The organism is Streptomyces winkii, assembly GCF_032248595.1.
GTDB classification, from domain to species: domain Bacteria; phylum Actinomycetota; class Actinomycetes; order Streptomycetales; family Streptomycetaceae; genus Streptomyces; species Streptomyces winkii.
Map to the genome: position 1 here is coordinate 390,530 of NZ_JASTTH010000002.1, position 20,794 is coordinate 411,323.

At 72.3% G+C, this 20,794-nt stretch carries 14 protein-coding genes; 7 read left to right on the top strand and 7 right to left on the bottom strand.

Translation table 11 applies throughout. The annotated features are described in order from the left end of the window. The first annotated feature begins 261 nt into the window (after positions 1-261). On the top strand, positions 262-1,623 hold the full coding sequence (locus QQM67_RS06090) for a glutamine synthetase family protein (RefSeq protein ID WP_314172554.1): 1,362 nt from the start codon (positions 262-264) through the stop codon (positions 1,621-1,623). A 76-nt stretch (positions 1,624-1,699) separates the two neighbouring features. After that, complete coding sequence (locus QQM67_RS06095) at positions 1,700-4,705, top strand: bifunctional [glutamine synthetase] adenylyltransferase/[glutamine synthetase]-adenylyl-L-tyrosine phosphorylase (protein WP_314172555.1); 3,006 nt, start codon at positions 1,700-1,702, stop codon at positions 4,703-4,705. Between the two features lie 31 nt (positions 4,706-4,736). Here the strand turns inward: QQM67_RS06095 and QQM67_RS06100 are convergent, their stop codons facing one another. Beyond that, a complete protein-coding gene (locus QQM67_RS06100; protein WP_314172556.1) occupies positions 4,737-5,603 on the bottom strand; it encodes a phosphatase PAP2 family protein in 867 nt (288 codons plus the stop codon). 36 nt (positions 5,604-5,639) lie between these two features. Then, positions 5,640-6,728, bottom strand: coding sequence for a LacI family DNA-binding transcriptional regulator (locus tag QQM67_RS06105; RefSeq protein WP_314172557.1), 1,089 nt, complete (start codon positions 6,726-6,728; stop codon positions 5,640-5,642). 224 nt (positions 6,729-6,952) lie between these two features. Between QQM67_RS06105 and QQM67_RS06110 the strand changes: the two genes are divergently transcribed. Genes QQM67_RS06110 through QQM67_RS06130 form a run of 5 tightly spaced genes read left to right on the top strand, consistent with a single transcriptional unit; the run spans position 6,953 to position 12,988 of the window. After that, positions 6,953-8,221: an extracellular solute-binding protein gene (locus tag QQM67_RS06110; protein WP_314172558.1), complete on the top strand. Its 1,269-nt coding sequence runs from the start codon at positions 6,953-6,955 to the stop codon at positions 8,219-8,221. A gap of 32 nt (positions 8,222-8,253) precedes the next feature. After that, positions 8,254-9,303, top strand: coding sequence for an ABC transporter permease subunit (locus tag QQM67_RS06115; protein WP_399065470.1), 1,050 nt, complete (start codon positions 8,254-8,256; stop codon positions 9,301-9,303). Continuing rightward, on the top strand, positions 9,300-10,166 hold the full coding sequence (locus QQM67_RS06120; protein WP_399065473.1) for an ABC transporter permease subunit: 867 nt from the start codon (positions 9,300-9,302) through the stop codon (positions 10,164-10,166). Before QQM67_RS06115 ends, QQM67_RS06120 begins: the two co-directional genes overlap by 4 nt. Before the next feature lie 45 nt (positions 10,167-10,211). Next, complete coding sequence (locus tag QQM67_RS06125) at positions 10,212-11,927, top strand: glycoside hydrolase family 13 protein (RefSeq protein WP_314172559.1); 1,716 nt, start codon at positions 10,212-10,214, stop codon at positions 11,925-11,927. After that, complete coding sequence (locus tag QQM67_RS06130; RefSeq protein ID WP_314172560.1) at positions 11,924-12,988, top strand: LacI family DNA-binding transcriptional regulator; 1,065 nt, start codon at positions 11,924-11,926, stop codon at positions 12,986-12,988. The genes QQM67_RS06125 and QQM67_RS06130 overlap by 4 nt, the downstream gene beginning before the upstream one ends. A 218-nt stretch (positions 12,989-13,206) precedes the next feature. Here QQM67_RS06130 and QQM67_RS06135 read toward each other — a convergent pair whose 3' ends face one another. The 5 genes from QQM67_RS06135 to QQM67_RS06155 all read right to left on the bottom strand — a co-directional run bounded on the left by QQM67_RS06135 (position 13,207) and on the right by QQM67_RS06155 (position 20,622). Continuing rightward, complete coding sequence (locus QQM67_RS06135; RefSeq protein ID WP_314172561.1) at positions 13,207-15,216, bottom strand: hypothetical protein; 2,010 nt, start codon at positions 15,214-15,216, stop codon at positions 13,207-13,209. A gap of 147 nt (positions 15,217-15,363) precedes the next feature. Continuing rightward, entirely contained in the window at positions 15,364-18,486 is a 3,123-nt protein-coding gene (locus tag QQM67_RS06140; protein WP_314172562.1) for an alpha-N-acetylglucosaminidase, read from the bottom strand. A gap of 108 nt (positions 18,487-18,594) precedes the next feature. Then, on the bottom strand, positions 18,595-19,251 hold the full coding sequence (locus QQM67_RS06145) for a response regulator transcription factor (RefSeq protein ID WP_314172563.1): 657 nt from the start codon (positions 19,249-19,251) through the stop codon (positions 18,595-18,597). Positions 19,252-19,366: 115 nt separating this feature from the next. After that, on the bottom strand, positions 19,367-20,254 hold the full coding sequence (locus QQM67_RS06150; RefSeq protein WP_314172564.1) for a Gfo/Idh/MocA family protein: 888 nt from the start codon (positions 20,252-20,254) through the stop codon (positions 19,367-19,369). After that, complete coding sequence (locus tag QQM67_RS06155; RefSeq protein WP_314172565.1) at positions 20,251-20,622, bottom strand: 5-carboxymethyl-2-hydroxymuconate Delta-isomerase; 372 nt, start codon at positions 20,620-20,622, stop codon at positions 20,251-20,253. The genes QQM67_RS06150 and QQM67_RS06155 overlap by 4 nt, the downstream gene beginning before the upstream one ends. Between the last annotated feature and the right edge of the window lie 172 nt (positions 20,623-20,794).

The window sequence follows — 20,794 nt, forward strand, 5'->3', positions numbered from 1 at the left end:
GCGGTCCCCTCCGGGCCCCCTCCTCCGCCCCCCTTCCAGCGCCCTTCCCGGCTCGCGTCGACGGCCCCCTCCCGTGGTCTACTGGGAGCGGATCCGAGGGGACGGGAGCGTTCAGGCAACCCCCCGGAAACCTCGGGATGGGATGCTCGTGCGGCCCGCGCCGCCACCTCGGCCGGCCTGCCCCCGACCGGGCACCGGACCGCCCGGTCCGGCGGCCCACCGGGTGCGAGGAGCCACCCCGACCAGCGAGGATGGGTGACTATGGATAAGCAGCAGGAATTCGTGCTCCGCACGCTCGAGGAGCGCGACATCCGGTTCGTACGGCTGTGGTTCACCGACGTCCTCGGCTTCCTCAAGTCCGTGGCCGTCGCCCCCGCGGAGCTTGAGCAGGCGTTCGACGAGGGCATGGGCTTCGACGGATCCGCGATCGAGGGCTTCGCCCGGGTCTACGAGTCCGACATGATCGCCAAGCCGGACCCGGGCACCTTCCAGATACTGCCGTGGCGGGCCGAGGCCCCCGGTACGGCCCGGATGTTCTGCGACATCCTCATGCCGGACGGCTCACCCTCGTACGCCGACCCGCGCTACGTGCTCAAGCGGAGCCTGGCCCGGGCCTCCGACCTCGGCTTCACCTTCTACACCCACCCCGAGATCGAGTTCTTCCTGCTCAAGGACCGCCCCGTGGACGGCACCCGGCCGGTGCCCGCGGACTCCTCCGGCTACTTCGACCACACGCCTCAGCACGTCGGCATGGACTTCCGGCGGCAGGCGATCACGATGCTGGAGTCGATGGGCATCTCGGTGGAGTTCTCCCACCACGAGGGCGCCCCCGGCCAGCAGGAGATCGACCTGCGCTACGCCGACGCGCTCTCCACCGCCGACAACATCATGACGTTCCGGCTGGTGATGAAGCAGGTCGCGCTGGAGCAGGGCGTCCAGGCCACGTTCATGCCCAAGCCCTTCTCCGAGCACCCCGGCTCCGGGATGCACACCCACCTGTCGCTGTTCGAGGGCGACCGGAACGCCTTCTACGAGTCGGGCTCCGAGTACCAGCTCTCCAAGGTCGGCCGCTCGTTCATCGCCGGGCTGCTCAACCACGCCGGCGAGATCTCCGCCGTCACCAACCAGTGGGTCAACTCCTACAAGCGCATCTGGGGCGGCGCCAACCGCACCGCGGGCGAGGGCGGCGAGTCCCCGTCGTACATCTGCTGGGGGCACAACAACCGCAGCGCGCTGATCCGCGTGCCCATGTACAAGCCGGGGAAGATGGGCTCCACCCGCATCGAGGTGCGCTCCCTCGACTCCGGCGCCAACCCCTACCTCGCGTACGCGACCCTGCTCGCCGCCGGGCTCAAGGGCATCGAGGAGAGTTACGAGCTGCCGCCCGGCGCCGACGACGACGTCTGGGCGCTGTCCGACGCCGAGCGCCGGGCGATGGGCATCGAGCCGCTGCCGCAGAACCTGGGCGAGGCGATCACGCTCATGGAGCGGAGCGAGCTCGTCGCGGAGACACTGGGCGAGCACGTGTACGACTTCTTCCTGAGGAACAAGAAGCAGGAGTGGGAGGAGTACCGCAGCGAGGTCACCGCCTTCGAACTGCGCAAGAGCCTGCCGGTGCTGTGAGGCACCGGCCGCAGCGGCGGCGGCAGCGGCCCGTGCACTCGGGGCCTCGCGGAGCAAGACGACGGAGGACGGTCAGGTGCAGGGCGGGCGCCGGGACAGCCGGTACGGACAACTGATCAGGCGCGGCTTCACCGAACCCGCCGCCGCCGAAGGGCTGCTCGCCGCCCCCGGCCTGGCGGAGGTGCGCACCGACACGGGGCTGCTCGACGCGTTCGCCGCCACCGCCGACCCGGACCTCGCACTGCGCGGGCTGGTACGGCTCATCGAGGCGCAGCAGGATCCGCAGCCGCTGGTGGACACCCTGCTGACCAGCAAGCCGCTCCGCGACCGGCTCCTCGGTGTGCTCGGCGTCTCCGAGGCGCTCGGCGACCATCTGGCCGGTCATCCGGACGACTGGCAGGCGCTCGTGACGTACGAGGCGGCCGATCTGCACCCCGGCGTCGAGGAGTTCGAGGCCGCCGTCGGCGCCGCGCGCGGTCCGGACGAGCTGCGGCACCGCTACCGGCGCTCCCTGCTGTCCGTCGCGGCGCGCGACGTGTGCGGCACCAGCGATCTGGCCCGTACGGCCGCGGAGTTGGCGGATCTGGCCACCGCGACGCTGCGGGCCGCCCTCGCCATCGCGCGGGCGGAGGCCCCGCAGGACGCCGCCGCGTGCAGGCTCGCGGTCATCGGCATGGGCAAGTGCGGCGGCCGTGAGCTGAACTACGTCTCCGACGTCGACGTCATCTTCGTGGCGGAGCCCGTCGAAGGCACCGAGGAGTCACCGGCGTTGCAGGCGGCGGGCCGCCTCGCGTCCCGCATGATGCGCATCTGCTCCGACACCACCGCCGAGGGCACGATCTGGCCGGTCGACGCCAACCTCCGCCCCGAGGGCCGCAACGGCCCGCTTGTGCGGACGCTCTACTCCCACCTCGCCTACCTCAACCGCTGGGCGAAGACATGGGAGTTCCAGGCGCTGCTGAAGGCCCGTCCGGTCGCGGGCGACACGGCGCTCGGCGAGGCGTACGTCGAGGCCGTGGCCCCCATGGTGTGGCAGGCCGCAGAGCGGGAGAACTTCGTGCCCGACGTGCAGCAGATGCGCCGCCGCGTCGTCGCGGCCATCCCCGCCGCCCAGGTCGAGCGCGAGCTGAAGCTCGGTCCCGGCGGGCTGCGGGACGTCGAATTCGCCGTACAGCTCCTTCAGTTGGTGCACGGCCGCTCCGACGCGACGCTGCGCAGCCCCACGACGCTCGCCGCGCTGGACGCACTCGCGCTCGGCGGCTACGTCGGACGGCAGGACGCCGCCGCGCTGGAGTCCGCGTACCGCTTCCTGCGCACCATGGAGCACCGCATCCAGCTGCACAGGATGCGGCGCACGCATCTGATGCCGGAGGCCGAGGCGGACCAGCGCAGGCTGGGCCGCTCCCTCGGCTACCGCAGCGAACCGGTCACCGAGCTGCACAGGGCGTGGCGGCGGCACGCCGCGGCCGTGCGGCGGCTGCACGAGAAGCTCTTCTACCGTCCGCTGCTGGACGCCGTCGCCCAGCTGGAGATCGGCGAGGCCAGGCTCTCGCCGCGCGCCGCCCGGCAGCGCCTCGAAGCGCTCGGCTACGCCGATCCCGCCGGAGCGCTGCGCCACCTGGAGGCGCTGGCCAGCGGCGTGAGCCGGAAGGCCGCCATCCAGCGCACGCTGCTGCCGGTGCTGCTGGGCTGGTTCGCCGACTCCGCGGACCCGGACGCCGGGCTGCTCGGCTTCCGCAAGGTCTCCGACGCGCTGGGCAACACGCCCTGGTATCTGCGGCTGCTGCGCGACGAGGGCGCCGCGGCGGAGAACCTCGCGCGCGTGCTCTCCGCGGGGCGCTTCGCCCCCGATCTGCTGCTGCGCGCGCCCGAGGCGGTCGCGCTGCTCGGTGACGAGCACGGGCTGCTGCCGCGTTCGCGCGAGGCGCTGACCCAGGAGGTGCTGGCCGCGGTCGGCCGCGCCGCCGACGCCGAGTCGGCCGTCGCCGCCGCGCGCGGGGTGCGGCGCCGCGAGCTGTTCCGTACGGCGGCGGGCGACCTCATCGGCGCGTACGGCACGGAGGAGCTGCCCGCGGAGGAGCCGTCCCAGGCCGTCGACCGCATCGGCACGGCGCTCACCGACATCAACTCGGCCACGCTGGCGGGCGCCCTGCGCGCCGCCGTGCGCGGCCAGTGGGGAGACGAACTGCCCACGCGCTTCGCGGTGATCGGCATGGGCCGCTTCGGCGGCGCCGAACTGGGCTACGGCTCCGACGCGGACGTCGTCTTCGTGCACGAGGCGCGCGACGGCGTCAGCGAAGAGGAGGCGAACAAGGCCGCGTTCGCCGTCGCCACCGAACTGCGCCGGCTGCTCCAGCTGCCCACCACCGACCCGCCGCTCGTCGTCGACGCCGATCTGCGCCCCGAGGGGAAGTCGGGGCCGCTCGTGCGCTCGCTCGACTCCTACGCGACGTACTACCGGCGCTGGTCCGCGCCGTGGGAGAGCCAGGCGCTGCTGCGCGCCGCGCCCGTCGCGGGCGACGAGGAACTCGGACGCCGCTTCACCGCGCTCATCGATCCCCTGCGGTATCCGGCGGACGGCCTCGGCGAGGAGTCGCTGCGCGAGATCCGGCGGCTGAAGGCCCGCATGGAGGCCGAGCGGATGCCTCGCGGCGCGGACTCCACCACGCACGCCAAGATGGGCCGCGGCGGACTCGCCGACGTGGAGTGGACGGTGCAGCTCATCCAGCTGCGGCACGCCGCGTCCGTACCGGGGCTGCGCACGACGCGCACGCGCCCGGCGCTCGCTGCGGCGCGCGAGGCGGGACTGATCGGCGAGGAGGACGCCCGCATCCTCGACGAGGCGTGGCTGCTGGCGACGCGGGTGCGCAACGCCGTGATGCTGGTACGGGGGCGTGCGGGCGACACATTCCCGTCCGAGGCACGGGAGTTGGGCGCGGTGGGACGGTACCTCGGGTACGAGTCGGCCGGGCCGGGCCCGCGGGCCGCGGAGGCGGGCGGCAGCGGCGAGATGCTGGACGACTACCGCCGTGTCACGCGGCGGGCCCGCGCCGTCGCCGAACGGCTCTTCTACGAGGGCTGAACGCGCCGGACGGAGGCAGGCGGGAGGAAGCTCAGGCCGGCGCCGCGGCCAGCCTCGGCAGCCGGTAGGCGACGCGCCCGTACCAGCCCCAGGAGAGCGCGAAGCCGAAGGCCAGGCAGACGACGCCGCCCACGGCGTCCAGCCAGAAGTGGTTGGCCGTGCACACGATGACGGTCAGCGTGGCCAGCGGATACAGAGCGCCCAGCACGCGCGCCCAAACCGGCTTCGCGAGGGCGGCGATGGTGAGGCCGCACCACACGGACCAGCCGATGTGCATCGAGGGCATCGCCGCGTACTGGTTCGACATGTCGGCGAGGTTGCCGGAGGCCATCGAGCCCCAAGTCTGGTGCACCTGAACGGTGTCGACGAAGGCGTCGCCGCGCATCAGCCGCGGCGGTGCCAGGGGGAAGAGGTAGTACCCGAGCAGGGCGATGCCGGTGGTGGCGAAGACGACGAGCCGCGTCGCCGCGTAACGGCCGGGATGCGCGTGGTAGAGCCAGACCAGCACCACGACGGTGACGATGAAGTGCAGCGTCGCGTAGTAGTAGTTCATCGTGAGGATGAGCCAGGTGACGCTGTCGGCCGCGCGGTTGATGGAGTCCTCGACGGCGATGCCCAGGGCGTGCTCCGTCTTCCAGACCCAGTCCGCGTTGTTGAGGGCCTGGCCGCGCTGTTCGGGCACGGCGTTGCGGATGGCGGAGTAGACGGCGTAGAAGACGGCGATGAGGACGATCTCGAACCAGATGCTGGGGCGGCGCGCGGCACGCGACCGCGTGGCCGCGCCGGCTCTGTCACTCTCCTCGGCGGATCCGGCTCCGCCGGCCTCGCGAATCTCGGTCTCCGGCCTCGCGGCAGCCGTCCCGTCTGTCCGTACTGTCCTTGTAGTCGATGCCCCCATGAGGGGACAGTCTGCCAGAAGGGGACACTCCCTCGATCATCCTGCGGTCGGGTATCCGGCCCCTTCCGTCCTCCCTGCGGCCGAGGGGACAGACGCGGTCGAACCTCGTACGACCAGCTCCGGAAGGAAGACGAACTCGCTGTGCGGAGCGGGCGTGCCGCCGATCTCCTCCAGCAGCGCGCGGACCGCCGCCTGACCCATGGCCTGCACGGGCTGACGGATCGTCGTGAGCGGCGGATCGGTGAACGCGATGAGCGGGGAGTCGTCGAAGCCGATGACCGAGACGTCGGCCGGGACTTCCATGCCCCGCTGCCGGACCGCCCGGATCGCGCCGAGCGCCATCATGTCGCTGGCGCACACCACGGCGGTGCAGTCGCGGTCCAACAGGGCACTCGCGGCGGCCTGTCCGCCCTCCAGCGTGAAGAGCGAGTGCTGCACGGAGTGCCGCGCCCAGAGCTCCGCCTGCGCGGCGCCGCCCGCACGGGCCGCCGTCGGCTCCAGCTGCTCCTGCATCGAGCGCAGGAAGCCCTCGATCTTCCGCTGCACGGGCACGAAACGCTCCGGCCCGACGGCCAGTCCGATGCGCCGGTGGCCGAGTTCGGCGAGATGTGTGACGGCGAGTCGCATCGCCGCGCGGTCGTCGGGGGAGACGAAGGGCGCGCGAATCTTGTCCGAGTAGCCGTTGATGAGCACGAAGGGCACGCCCTGCCCGCGCAGCCTCTCGTAGCGCTGCATGTCCGCGGTGGTGTCGGCGTGCAGTCCCGAGACGAAGACGATGCCGGCGACGCCGCGGTCGACGAGCATCTCCGTCAGCTCGTCCTCCGTCGATCCGCCGGGCGTCTGCGTGGCCAGTACGGGCGTGTACCCCTGCCGGGTGAGGCCCTGGGCGATCACCTGGGCGAAGGCCGGGAAGATCGGGTTCTCCAGCTCGGGCGTGATGAGGCCGACGAGGCCCGCGCTGCGATGCCGCAGCTTGAGGGGCCGCTCGTACCCGAGCACGTCGAGCGCGGCGAGGACGGATTCCCGGGTGGCCGCGGCGACGCCCTGCTTGCCGTTGAGGACACGGCTGACCGTCGCTTCGCTGACCCCCGCCTGTGCTGCGATGTCAGCTAGCCGTGCGGTCACAGGGCTGGACTGTACCGGGCCCGGCAATCACTGCACACCGCGCATGGGCAGCCGCGGCTGAAAGCGACTTGCTGAAAATTGCCGCAAGGTCTTGCGCAAGCTCCCGCACCGCCGTTACGTTCCTCCGCAGCCCGGCGCCGGCCGAGGAGGTTCCCCGAGCCGCAGGGCCCGGGAGGGGTTCTCCCGGGCCGAGGGCCTCAGGGCGGATACGTGGGAGGAATGACATGCGACGTGGCACAGCAGTCACCGCGGCGATAGCGGTGCTCGCACTGTCGGCGACGGCGTGCGGCGGGGACGGCGGCGGCGACACCGCCGGAAAGGGCGAGATCGGCGGCACCGTCACCTACTGGGACACCTCGAACGACGCCGAGAAGGGCACGTACAAGAAGATCGCCGAGGACTTCGAGCGGAAGCACCCGGACGTCGACGTGAAGTACGTGCACGTCAACTTCGGTGACGCGAACCAGAAGTTCAAGAACGCCGCCGGCGGCAACTCCGGCGCCCCCGACGTGATGCGCACCGAGGTCGCCTGGGTCGCCGACTTCGCCAACCTCGGCTACCTCGCCCCGCTGGACGGCACGCCCGCGCTCGACGACCCGTCCGACTACATCAAGACCGCCGCGGGCAGCACCCGCTTCGAGGGCAAGACCTACGCCGTGCCGCAGGTGACCGACACGCTCGGCCTCTTCTACAACAAGAAGATGCTGAAGGAGGCGGGCGTCGGCGTCCCGAAGTCGTTCGACGAGCTGAAGAAGTCGGCGAAGAAGATCAGGAGCAAGACCGGCAAGACGGGCCTCTATCTGCGCGGGGACGACCCGTACTGGTTCCTGCCGTACCTCTACGGCGAGGGCGGCGACCTGGTCGACCCCACCGCGAAGAAGATCACCGTCGACGACGGGCCCGGCGCCAGGGCCTTCGCCAGGATGAAGGACCTCGTCGACTCCAAGGCCGCCGTCACCGACAGCAGCGACGGGCAGGAGAACGGCCTCAAGGCGTTCCAGGACGGCGACGTCGCCATGATCGTCGACGGCCCGTGGGACATCGCGGGAGCCCAGCAGGGCAAGCAGTTCAAGGACGACAAGGACAACCTCGGCGTCGCGCCCGTCCCCGCGGGAAGCAGGGCCGCCGGCTCCCCGCAGGGCGGCTGGAACCTCTCCGTGTACGCGGGCAGCAAGAACTTGCGTACGGCGCAGGAGTTCGCGAAGTACATGAGCTCCGCCGAGGTGCAGCAGCGCACCACCGAGGAGCTGAGCCTGCTGCCGACGCGCCGCTCCGTCTACGAGAAGCCCTCCGTGCGCGACAACAAGATGGTCGAGTTCTTCAAGCCCGCCGTCGACAACGCCGTTCAGCGGCCGTGGATCGCGGAGGGCAACTCCCTCTTCGAGCCGGTACGGGGGCAGATGGACGCCGTGCTCACGGGCGACCGCGACCCCGAGGAGGCCGCCGGCAAGGTCGGTGACGGCTTCCGCAAGCTGCTGAAGGACTACAAGTAAGCCGCGAGGCAAGAGGGGACGGCCCAGGGGTCATGGCTGTGGAGACCACCACCCGGCCGGCTTCCGGGGCTGCGGGCGGCGTGAACGGCGCTGCCCGCGGCCGCGGAAGCGGAACCGGGAAGCGCAAGAGCGGGACGGGCGGGAAGAGCGGCCCGAGCAGCAGGCTGCGCGGGGCCTTCTCGCGCCACTGGTACGCGTGGGCCATGGTGGCCCCGGTCGTGCTCGTCATCGGAGTCATCATCGGCTACCCGCTGGTGCGCGGCGTCTATCTGTCGCTCACCGACGCCGACGAGGCGAACGTCGAGCGCACCATCGGCGTCAACCACCTGCCCGCCACGTACCACTTCACGGGGCTCGACAACTACGCGGCGATCCTCGGCGACAGCGTCTTCTGGGACCGGCTCGGCTGGACGGCGGTGTGGACCGCCGGCTGCGTCGGCGTCACGTTCGCGCTCGGCCTGGCGCTGGCCGTGATGCTCAACAGGCAGGTGCGCGGCCGCTCGTTCTACCGCATCGGGATGATCGTGCCGTGGGGCATCCCGGCCTTCGTCTCCGTCTTCGCGTGGAAGATGCTCTTCAACGAGAAGAACGGCCTGCTCAACCAGGTGCTCGACGGCGGCGGCATCGACGCGGTGCCGTGGCTGGGCGATCCCCTGTGGGCCAAGGTCGCCGTCATCGCGGTCAACGTGTGGCTCGGCGTCCCCTTCATGATCGTGGCGATGCTGGGCGCGCTTCAGGGGATACCGGGTGAGCTGTACGAGGCGGCCGAGATGGACGGCGCGGGGCCGTGGCAGCGATTCCGCAACATCACGCTGCCGGGCATACGGACGGTCAGCAGCACCGTCGTCCTGCTGAGCACCATCTGGACCTTCAACATGTTCCCGGTGATCTACCTGCTCACCAGGGGCGGCCCGGAGGACTCCACGGAGATCCTGGTGACGTACGCCTTCCGGCTCTCCTTCATCAACAGCCCGCGGGACTTCGCCACTTCGGCCGCCTGGGGCGTGCTGATCCTGGTGCTGCTCTCGCTCTTCACGGTCGTCTACAGGCGGGCGCTGCGCCGCCAGGGAGAGGTGTGGTGACGGTGTCCCTCGCGAAGACGGCTCCCGCGCCGAGGAGGCGCGGCGAGCGGGGCCCGCTGGCCGCGTTCGGACTGCACACGGGGCTTCTCGCGGCGACCGCGGTCGCGCTCTTTCCGCCGCTGTGGCTGCTGGTGACGTCCTTCAAGCCGAAGAGCGAGTCGTTCTCCACCGCGCTCGTACGCGACTTCACCGTGGCCAACTACACGCACGTGGTCGCCGACACCTACTTCCTCACGTGGCTGGGCAATTCGCTGCTCGTCGTCGCCGGGACGACCCTGATCGGCGTCTTCATCGCCGCCACCACCGGCTACGCCATCAGCCGGTTCCGCTTCCCCGGGATGCGGCCGCTGATGTGGGTGCTGCTGATCACGCAGATGTTCCCGATGGCCGTGCTGATCGTGCCGCTGTACAACACCATGGCGAGCCTCGGACTGCTCAACCAGCCCGTGGGCCTGGTCATCACGTATCTGACGGTGGCCGTGCCGTTCTGCGCGTGGATGATGAAGGGCTTCTTCGACACCGTCCCCGTCGACATCGACGAGTCCGGACGCGTCGACGGGCTCACGCCGTTCGGCACCTTCTGGCGGCTGATACTGCCCCTGGCCCGTCCCGGGCTGGCGGTCACCGGCTTCTACACCTTCGTGACCGCGTGGGCCGAAGTCGCCTACGCCACCGCCTTCATGACGGGCGAGGAGAACCTGACCCTCGCCGGCGGACTCCAGACCTTCGTCAACCGCTACGGCGCGGACTGGGGTTCGATGACCGCCGCCGCCGTCATCGTCGCCGTTCCCGCCGCGGTCGTCTTCGGCTTCGCACAGCGCCACCTCGTCGCCGGGCTCACCGCGGGCGCGACGAAATCCTGAACCGGCGTGGCCCGTTACCCGTTCCTTCTACCTCTCAGGGATGACATGACCCAGCATCTCGGACACGCCGGCACGGCGGTCGCCCCCGACCCGGCGGGACCGCGCACGGACCGCACGGGGTGGTGGCGCGACGCGGTCATCTACCAGGTCTATCCGCGCTCCTTCGCGGACGGCGACGGCGACGGCATGGGCGACCTCCCCGGCGTACGGTCCCGGCTGCCGTATCTCGCCGCCCTCGGTGTGGACGCGGTGTGGCTCAGCCCCTTCTACGCCTCGCCGCAGGCCGACGGCGGCTACGACGTGACCGACTACCGCGCCGTCGACCCGCGCTTCGGCGAACTCGCCGACGCCGCCGCGCTGATCGAGGACGCGCACCGGCTGGGCCTGCGCGTCATCGTCGACATCGTGCCCAACCACTCCTCGGACCGGCACGAGTGGTTCCGGCGCGCGCTGGACGAGGGGCCCGGCTCGCCGGCCCGCGCGCGCTACCACTTCCGGCCAGGCAGGGGCGAGGACGGCGAACTGCCGCCCAACGACTGGGAGTCCGTCTTCGGCGGCCCCGCCTGGACGCGGGTGAAGAACCCCGACGGGACCGACGGCGAGTGGTACCTGCACCTCTTCGCGCCCGAGCAGCCCGACTTCGACTGGGAACACCCCGCCGTGCGCGACGAGTTCCGCACCGTGCTGCGCTTCTGGCTCGACATGGGCGTCGACGGCTTCCGCATCGACGTCGCCCACGGCCTGATCAAGGCGCCCGGCCTCCCCGACGCCGGGCACGGCGGCCAGCTGCGGCTGCTGGGCAACGCCCGGCTGCCCTTCTTCGACCAGGACGGCGTCCACGAGATCTACCGCGACTGGCGGCGCGTCCTGGAGGAGTACCCGGGTGAGCGCATCGGCGTCGCCGAGGCGTGGACGCCGAACTCGGAGCGCACGGCCCTCTACGTACGCGAGGACGAGCTGCACCAGGCCTTCAACTTCCACTATCTCCAGACCGGTTGGGACTCCGGAGCGCTGCGCGACGTGGTCACCGAGTCCCTGGAGGCGATGCGGCCCGTCGGTGCCCCCGCGACCTGGGTGCTCTCCAACCACGACGTCGTACGCCACCGCACGCGCCTCGGCGGCGGGCTGCCGCGCGCCCGCGCCGCCGCGCTGCTGATGCTGGCCCTGCCCGGCTCCGCGTACGTCTACCAGGGCGAGGAGCTGGGCCTGCCCGAGGTCGCCGAACTGCCGGACGAGGCCCGGCAGGACCCGTCCTTCTTCCGCGACAACGGCCAGGACGGGCTGCGCGACGGCTGCCGCGTGCCGCTGCCCTGGGAACGGGACGGCAGCTCCTACGGCTTCGGCACCGGCGGCAGCTGGCTGCCGCAGCCGGACGGGTGGGGCGAGCTGTCCGTCGCGGCACAGACAGGCGATCCGGACTCCACGCTGGAGCTGTACCGCACCGCGCTGCGGCTGCGCCGCGAGCACCCGGCGCTGGGCGCGGGGGAGTCCGTCGAATGGCTGCCCGCGCCGGACGGGGTGCTCGCGTTCCGCCGCGGCGACTTCGTCTGCACCGCCAACACCGGCGGCCGTCCCGCCGAACTGCACGGAATCACGGGGCAGTTGCTGCTCGCCAGCGGACCGTACGACGGCGAGGGGCCCTTGCCCGCCGACACGACCGCCTGGTGGAGCGCGGCCGGCGGCTCGGGCTCGGGAACCGGGACGGTCACCGGGAGCGCAACCGGGTCCGCAGCCGGGGCGGCGACCGGGTCCGGCGCATGACGGCTCCGGCCTCGCCGCTGCCCGCCGCCCGGCTCGCCGACGTCGCCGGGCAGGCGAGGGTCAGCGAAGCCACCGTCAGCCGCGTGCTCAACGGCAAGGCGGGCGTGGCCGATTCGACGCGGCAGCGGGTGCTCGCCGCGCTCGACGTGCTCGGGTACGAGCGGCCCGTACGCCTGCGGCCACGCAGCGCCGGACTCGTCGGCCTCGTCATCCCCGAGCTGACCAACCCGATATTCCCCGCCTTCGCGCAGGTCATCGAGCAGTCCCTGACCGGATACGGCTACACGCCGGTGCTCGGCACCCAGATGCCCGGCGGAGCCACTGAGGACGAGCTCGTCGACCAGTTCGTCGAGCGCGCCGTCACCGGCATCATCTTCCTCTCGGGGCTGCACGCGGACCTGACCGCCGATCCCGCCCGCTACGCCCGACTCGGGGGCCGCGGCGTGCCGTTCGTTCTCATCAACGGCTACAACGCCCGCATCACCGCGCCCTTCGTCTCGCCGGACGACAGGGCCGCCGCCCGCATCGCCGTACGGCACCTGCGCGCACTGGGGCACGAGCGGATCGGGCTCGCCGTGGGACCGGACCGGTTCGTGCCGGTGCGCCGCAAGGCGCAGGGCTTCGCCGAGGAGCTGGGCGAGGACGGGCCGGGAGCGGCCTCCGGCCTCGTACGGCACACGCTGTTCACGGTGGAGGGCGGTCACGCCGCGGCGGGCCCACTGCTGGACGAGGGCTGCACGGGCATCGTCTGCGGCAGCGACCTGATGGCGCTCGGCGTGGTGCGCGCCGCTCGCCAGCGCGGACTCGACGTGCCGCGCGACGTCTCGGTCGTCGGATACGACGACTCGGAGCTGAACGCCTTCACCGATCCGCCGCTGACGACCGTCCGTCAGCCCGTGCGCGCCATGGCGAACGCGGCGGTGCACACGCTGCTGGAGGAGATCCGCGGAAACCCCGTGCCCAACACGGAGTTCGTCTTCCAGCCGGAGCTGGTCGTACGAGGCTCCACGGGGCAGGCGCCGGCACACGCGGGGGACAGATCCCGGGCACTGAGCGGATGACCGAGGGGGCGGCGCCCCGCCCGCGCCCGCGCCGCCCCCGCTCCGCTCGGTGCCCGGCCGCACTCTCCGGTCCGGCCGGCCGGTGGCCCGCAGCCCCGCGGGCCGCACGCGCCCGGCCGGTCGGGCCGGTCCTCAGCGATGCCTGGCGGGCCCGCGTCGGTGCGCGGTGCGCCGGTCCTCGCCGGATCGGCTCCCGGCGCGGCCGCCGTATGTACGCCTCAGCGGGACCCGGAGAGCTTCTCGCCGTTCGACAGCCACGCGCTGAGCTTCGCCTTCGCGCCCTTTTCGGCGGGCAGCGCCAGCCTGCGTCCCTGCGAAGTGCCGCTCGGACCCCCGGACTTGCCGGTCGCGCGGATGCCGGTCACCTTCCGGCTGCCCGCCGCCACCAGGTACCGCTCGCCCGTGCCCGACCTCCACAGCGTTCCGGCCAGCGCGTGCGGCCGGCGGGGCCCGCACAGCGGGGTGTCCACCCCACGCGAGGTGAAGACCGCCTGCTCGTCCGGCTCGGTGCCCGACCGCCGGAAGGCCGTGAAGATCCGTGAGCCGCTGCCCCGCCATGTCTCACCACGGGTGCACGTCCATGTCGCGGAGTGCGTGCCGTCCGGCAGCGGCTGGGTCGCGAACTTCCAGGAGTTGACCGTGCGCATGCCGGTCCCGACCATCGAGCGGAGCCCGCAGGCCGTGTGTGCGAGCCTCGACCGCGCCGCGGCGCCCGTCGCGTCGCGCACCGTCCCGCCGGGGTTTCCGGACGTGATCCGTACGGCCGTCAACTCGCCCAGATCCGTGTAGAGATGGCGCGTCGAGTGACCGGACGTGGAGAGCATCAGCCCGGGCCAGCGGTGGCAGTCGCGGGGATCGCGGGCGGGGCCCGTCAGCGAGGTGAGCACACCGTCGTCCTCCCGGCTGAGCCGCCGGCCGTCGCCGTCGGGCTGGAGGAGATCCACCTCGGCGGCCTTCGAGACCCAAGGCGCCGTCAGATAGCGGACGTTGGAGTCGCTGCGCGAGATCACCAGGGCGCCGGACTCCGCCGTGTCCGCCCCGTCCGTACGGGCGATGTCGAGCACCGCGCCGCCGCTGTCCGCGCCTTCGGGCTCGGCGTACCGGACCACCCGCAGTCCGTCGTGCAGCAGGACGACCCGCGTGCCGTCCACCCGCCCCGCGTACAGCAGTTGGGGCGGAGCGGAGGGCGGCCCGGCGGCGGTGCCCCGCGTCACGGACACCCGCACCTTGCCGCCCGGACGCGCCCATACGGCGAGCGCCCGGCGCAGCAGCTCCCGGTCCCGGGTGAGGTCGCCGCGCGCGGGCCACGCCGAGAAGTCGGTGCGCGAGGCCTCCTTCCAGGCACCGGCGGGGACGCGTGTCAACGCGCCCGGATCCAGGGCCTTTTCGGCCGCGGGGTTGCGGGCGTAGGGCGGCGCCGCCGCACCGTCCGGACCCCAGGACCCGCCGGGCAGCCCCAGCAGGCCGCCGCACACCACGACCGCCGCCACCGCGGCGAGCGCTGCCCGCAGATGCTGACGCCGGCGCAGCAGATCCGTCGGCCGTGCCTGCAACGAACACGGGTCGAACTCCGAGGGGCCCAGCACGGGGCGGTCCTGACTGCCCGCCGGCAGCCGGATGCCCGCGGCCTCGGCGAGCGCCCCGTCCGGGTCCGGCGCCTCCGCCGCCTCCAGCGTGCGCCGCACCTCGTCGTCCGTCATGCCCTCCCAGCACCGCAGCGCGCAGGCCGCGCGTGCCGCACCCGAAACCTCCGACAGGGCCTTCTCCAGGGCGAGTTCGTACGCGCCGCCGGAGCGCGGGAACAGCCGGAGCCCGAGGACGAGCGGGAAGAGGCCGGGCCGCACGGGGAGCGCGGGCAGCGGCAACGGTCCGAAGCGGCGGCGCCGTTCACCGCAGAGCGCCGCCCGCAGCACGCGCGTCGTGAGATAGGCGTACGCACCTCCGCGCGGAGCATCGGCGCCGGGGGCGCCCCGGTCGCCGGAGCCGGAGCCCGATCCGGCACCGGCACCGGCACCGGAGTCTGCGTGGGTGCCCGTCCCGCCGCCGTGCCGCTGCGCCGGCAGGGGCGTCACCTCGGCGGTGCCACGGCCGCGCGGCAGCGCGCGCTGCACGAGCGAATGCGCCGTCAGCACCCGCCGGTGCCGGGCGAGCGAGGGCGGCAGCACCAGATAGGCCAGCCGCACCAGCCGCGGGTAGTGCTCGACGAGCGCGGCCTGAGCCTGCTCCACGTCGACGGATCCGGACGGTGTCCGTGAATGCTGCGAAGTCGCTTCCGAAAGGGCCACGTCCACGAGAACGAACGACCGTTGGCTTGGTCACCTGACGCCCGGCGGCCGGGAGCCGCGCCCCTCCGGACGCGCAGCGCCGCGCTGGGCTCAGCGCACGTCCCAGCCGCCGAACTCCACGGTGCCCCGGGCTCCCGTGCCGCCGTTCGTCGCGGACATGAACATCCCCACGTCCTGCCGTGAGACCACACCCGGCACGGTGACGGTGCCCACGGAGCGCCAGTTCGCGCCGTCGTCCGTGGACAGCTCGCCGTGGAAGGAGCGTCCGTCGCGGCTGAGCCGCAGCGTCACGGGAGCGTCGACGCCGGTGACGCGCTCGTAGCGGTCGAGGGTGCCGTCGCCGTCGGAGTCGTACGAGAGCACCGCGCCGTTCCCCGGAGTCACCGACAGGCTGACGAAACCCGGCGAGGCCTCGCCGGGCAGGTCGTTGCGGGCGACGATCCCCGCGCGCGCCCACGGGCCCGTCACCTCCTGCGAGGTGACGCGGACGGTCGCGGAGACGCCGTCGCGCAGGGCTCCCTCGCGGTAGACGGCGCCGAAGTGCGACGTGCCCTTCCACATGTCGTCGCCCGCGCCGTTGATGGCGAAGCGGTCGCCGAGCTGGCCGAAGACGGCGTCGTTGGTGCTGTACGTGGACAGCTCGTCGTCGAGCGGCCCCGCGACGTAGAGCTTGCCGGACTGGGGCATTTTCACGCGGCGCTCGCCCTCGGGGCCGTACTCCACCGCGAGTTCGTAGTCCATGGGCTTCAGCGGGTGCTTCAGCTCGTCCTTCGGCGCCCGCACCCGCCAGCACACGGTGGCGCGGCTGCCCTGCTCGACGCGGAGCACCGAGGTGGACCCCTGCGGCTCGGCGTCCTGGAGGCCGGTGAGGGAGAAGTCGACGGTGCCGGTGGGACGCAGCCCGCTCTCGTTGCGGAAGACGGCCTTGAACCGACTCGACGATCCCGGAGTCAGCGTCGCCGGATCGGATGTGACGGTGAGGCTTCCCTGGAACGGCGCCTTGGCCAGCGCGGTCTGCACGCGCTGCGCGGTGCGGTAGGCGTCCTGGGTGGGACGCTGCGCATACGTCTTGCGCTCTCGCGTCCAGGCTTCCTCGACCTCATACCAGTCGAAGGTCTTGGGCGTCCTGCCGTCCGCGAGGGCGTCCTCCAGCTCCTCCAGATAGCTTCGCCACTGCGGCTGGTGGAAGTCGGCGATGAGGCCCTGCCAGTCGCGGTTGGCGTAGTTGGCGAGCATGCCCTTGTCGGCCGCGGGGCGGTCCGCCCACGCCGTGATCAGCGTCCGCGCGCTGAGTTCGAGCTTGTCCTGCTCGTCCGCCTCGTCCCCGGCGAACCTGCGCGCCCCGGCCAGCCACGGTCCGAGCAGGAATGAGGCGTGCGCGCCGGCGACCTCGTCGCTCAGCTGCATCAGCGACAGCCACAGATTGCTGAGCTTGCGGAAGGCGTCCGCGTCCTCGCGCTCGTACGCCGCCTTCAGCTTGCCGATCAGCAGCCACGAGCGGTTGGCGAGGGCCTGGCGTGCGGTGTCGGTGAGGTCGTAGCGGTAGGCGTCGCTGCCGCGCAGCGACTCTCGTACGTCCAGCAGCGCCGTCAGCGCGGCGTCGAAGTCGGCGAGGTCGAACGCCGGTGTGTGCGTGGCGTAGTGGGCGCCGGAGCGGGCGTCGAGGCTCGGCCGTGCGGCGAAGATGCTGTCGTGCGGGCGGCCGTCGGTGCTGCTGATCTCGTACGCGGTACCGCGTAGCGCCGAGAGCGCCGCGCGTGCCTTCTCGTCGTCGCCGCCGTAGCGCAGCCGCGCGTAGTTGGCGAACCACTGCTTCCGGTCGATGGCCTCCTCACGCCATGCCAGTTCGCTGAAGAGCTCGAAGGCGAGCGGGTCGCGGTGGGTGGCCTCCGGCATGTAGGCGGTGCCGGTCAGCTTGCTGCCCGACTTGTCGCGCCACTGAGTGAAACGTTCCGTCCACATATGGGTCTTGGCGCCCATCGTGGTGCGGCCGCCGAAGTTGGGGATCGTGCCGAAGGCGTACGGAACCCCGCCCCAGTCGGTCTCGCGGCTCGTGATCTTCTCCAGATCCGACAGGCCGTCGACGACGAGCGCGCGGTTCTTCTGCTGGAGCGAGTCGAGCAGCTCGCGGCGCGGGTTCTTCTGCCAGCCGAGGATCACCCAGGTCGCACCGGGCAGAGCGGTCTGGAGCGCCTTCTCCACGGCCTGCGCCGCGTCCGGGACGGGCACGTCCCCGGCCTTGCCGCCCTCGTGCAGCAGATCCATCTTGACGTGGCGGATCTCGCCGAAGACGGCCTTCTGGTGCTTGTAGTACGCGGCGGCGACCTTGCGGAAGACGGCCGTGCGCGGATCCAGCCACGCGGGCCGGGTGAGGCCGTTCCAGTCGCCCTGCGGGACGGTCCTGCCGCCCGGATTCCGCTCCGAGAAGTCGTCGGGGACCGTGCCGAAGTAGCCGGGCAGCACGGCGTGCATGCCCAGTTCGCGCAGCCGCGTCACGATGCGGCGGCCCAGGTCCTCGCGCTTCTGGAGCACGGCCTCGGAGATGGGGCCGCCGTACTCGGAGAGGTTCTGGAGCAGCCACCACGGCTGGTGCGAGGGCGCGGGGATCCACTGGCGTGCCTCCTCGCCGGAGTAGCCGAAGTCCTTCAGCAGCCGGTGGTAGACGGCCTCCGAACCGGTCGTCACCAGCACCTCGTTGCAGCCGTGCAGCGCCATCACGTCGATGAAGCGCTCCCAGTGGTCCCAGTCCGCGTACGGGTCGGTGTAGCCGTCGTGGGTGTCGTTGAGCATGAAGCGGTGCGGCACGGTCGCGCTGCGCTCGTACTGGCTGCCCGGCGCGGGAAGCTGCGCGGGCAGAGCGGTCTGGCTGCCGGCCCACGAGATGTGGGCGGCGCACGTGTACTTCAGGTACCAGTGCAGCCCGGTCAGCGCGACGGCCGGGGATGTGCCGGCGATCTCGATCTTGCCCGCGCTTCCGGAGACCTTGAACCGTTCGTCGCCGCCGGTGAGCGCGGTGAAGGCGATCTGGTCGCCGTGGTCGGGGAGGAGACGCCGCGCGGCGGCCTCCGCGTGCTTCATGTCGCCGGCCGCCGTGTGGAAGCCGGGCACGGCCGGGGCCTGTGCGGCCGCCGGGCCGGCGCTGGGGCCGAGCGCCGCACCCGCGCCGAGTGCTCCTGCCGTGCCCAGAAGTGTGCGTCTGTTGATGTCCTCCACGGCGTGCTCCACTTCTCCGAAACATCGCGGTCACCGCTGACAGATGTGGTGGGCACGCTAATGGAGGTTTGTGTGCTCATACGAGAGGGCGCGGCAAGATGGTGCTGGTCAGCCCCGGTCGGACCCGTCCAGATACGCCAGCACCGCGAGCACCCGGCGGTTGTCGTCGTCGGACGGCGGAAGCCCCAACTTCCCGAAGATATTTGACGTGTGCTTCGCCACGGCCCTCTCCGTGACGACGAGCTGAGTGGCGATCGCGGCGTTGGAACGACCCTGCGCCATGAGTTCCATCACTTCTCGCTCGCGGCTCGTGAGTTTCGCCATCGGAGCCTCTCGGGAACGCCGCGAGAGCAGCTGCTGGATCACCTGCGGGTCCATCGCGGTGCCGCCGGCGGCGACGCGGCGCACCGCGTCCACGAACTGGTCCGCGTCGAAGACCCGGTCCTTGAGGAGATAGCCGACGCCGCCGGTGCCGTCGGCGAGCAGCTCCCGCGCGTACAGCTGCTCGACGTGCTGGGAGAGGACCAGCACCGGCAGCCCCGGGCGTCTGCGGCGCGCCTCCAGCGCGCACTGGAGCCCCTCGTCGGTGAAGGACGGCGGCAGCCGCACGTCGACGACGGCGACGTCGGGGTCCAGCTCCTTCAGCGCCCTGCTCAGCTCCGGCCCGTTGTCCACGGCGGCCGCGATCTCGAAGCCGAACGCCTCCAGCATCCGGACCAGGCCGTCACGCAGCAGGAACAGGTCTTCGGCGATGAGGACGCGCACGGGGTCTCCACGGTGGCGGGAAGCTCGGATGCACCGAATCTACCGGCCGGGCCGGGGGCGCCTCCGGGGAGCGTGCGCGGGGAGGGCCTCCGAGACCCCGCCCGCCGCGCCCCGGTCACTGCGACAGCGCCGCCTCCGCGCTCGCGAGGATCTCCGTGACCTTCTGTGCGAAGCGGACGTCGCAGGCGTGCGCCTCGCCCGTACGAGCCGACTCGGTCAGCGCGTCCACGGCGCGCGCGAAGGCGTCCACCGGCGACTCGTCGCGCTCGGGCAGCGTCGCCGTACCGGCGGGGCCCCTGACCTCGGCGGTGACGCCGGCGGCCGCGGGCGGCACGGAGTGGCTGAGCGTGCAGACGCTGGAGGCGCCCTGCTCGTGCCGCAGGACCAGGTGCACGGTGTCGCCGACGCCGCGCCCCGCCCGTACCGAGGACAGATCGGCGACCTCGCCGAGGAGGGGCAGCAGCACGGAGAGCGCGTGCGGGCCGACGTCCCACAGCGCGCCCCTCTCACGGCGCCACGGCGACGCCGTGTACGGGGAGTCGGCGCCGCCGAAGACGGGGGAGAGCCACTCGGCGCGGCCCGTCAGCCACCCGTCCACGGCGGCCTGTTCCTCGATCCACGCGCCGGTGGAGCCGCAGAAGCGCAGCGTGAAGAAGACGACCGACGCGACGCCCGCGGCCCCCGCCGCCGCCGTGACCTGCCGCGCGGACTCGGGCGTCGTCGCGACCGGCTTGTCCAGCAGCAGATGGCAGCCCGCCTCGGCCGCGCGCACCGCCAGCGGAGCCTGGACGTCGGGCGGCAGGGCCACCGCGACCGCGTCGCAGTCGGTCAGCAGCGCGTCGACGTCGTCGTAGGCGCGGGTGCCGAGGTCCTCGGCCAGCTCGCGGGCCGCCTCGGATCGGCGGCCCCAAACGCCCGTCAGCTCCGCGTCCTTGTGCGCGGCGAGGGCGGGTCCGTGCGTCTTCTGCGCCCACGGGCCGGTGCCGAGCAGTCCGAATCTCATGCGTGGTCCTCTTCCGTGTGACTGGCGTAGCTGCCGCGCGAGAGGTCGCAGACGTCGACGGAGGTGTGCAGCGTGACGCCCGGCGTCGGCTTGACGTGGTCGCGTGCGAGCCCCAGGACGGCGCGGGAGAGTTCGGCCTTGGCCTCCGGCGTACGGCCGGAGAGCAGCGCCACCTCGACGTGGAGCATCGCGACCTCGTCCGTGCCGTCCGCGATCAAGCACTCCTCGATCTGGCGGAAGCGGGTCTTGCAGCCCGCGACCGAGCCCACCACGGTGCGCGCGAGCAGGGGGTGCAGGGCGAGCCCGAAGCCGCGGCGGTCGAACGTCTCGGCGAGGGCATCGGAGTAGTCGACAGTGATGTGCGGCATGGGGGCAGCGTACGGGGTGGTGCTGTGCCCCACGAGAGAAGCTCGCCGGATCGGGCCACGTGCGGAGCGGCCCGCGGCGGTCCGTCCGTGCGGGCGCTCTGACCTGCGCGAACGTGGGGAAGTGCCGCGCGGCGGAAGGCACTTCGGGGGTGGAGCGCGTCCCGGGCGAGCG

Excerpts from the sequence above, each read along its gene's own strand:
- QQM67_RS06150 (WP_314172564.1), bottom strand. The coding sequence starts at position 20,254 with ATGAGATTCGGACTGCTCGGCACCGGCCCGTGGGCGCAGAAGACGCAC.
- QQM67_RS06130 (WP_314172560.1), top strand. The coding sequence starts at position 11,924 with ATGACGGCTCCGGCCTCGCCGCTGCCCGCCGCCCGGCTCGCCGACGTC.
- QQM67_RS06090 (WP_314172554.1), top strand. The coding sequence starts at position 262 with ATGGATAAGCAGCAGGAATTCGTGCTCCGCACGCTCGAGGAGCGCGAC.
- QQM67_RS06110 (WP_314172558.1), top strand. The coding sequence starts at position 6,953 with ATGCGACGTGGCACAGCAGTCACCGCGGCGATAGCGGTGCTCGCACTG.
- QQM67_RS06155 (WP_314172565.1), bottom strand. The coding sequence starts at position 20,622 with ATGCCGCACATCACTGTCGACTACTCCGATGCCCTCGCCGAGACGTTC.
- QQM67_RS06100 (WP_314172556.1), bottom strand. The coding sequence starts at position 5,603 with ATGGGGGCATCGACTACAAGGACAGTACGGACAGACGGGACGGCTGCC.
- QQM67_RS06125 (WP_314172559.1), top strand. The coding sequence starts at position 10,212 with ATGACCCAGCATCTCGGACACGCCGGCACGGCGGTCGCCCCCGACCCG.
- QQM67_RS06115 (WP_399065470.1), top strand. The coding sequence starts at position 8,254 with ATGGCTGTGGAGACCACCACCCGGCCGGCTTCCGGGGCTGCGGGCGGC.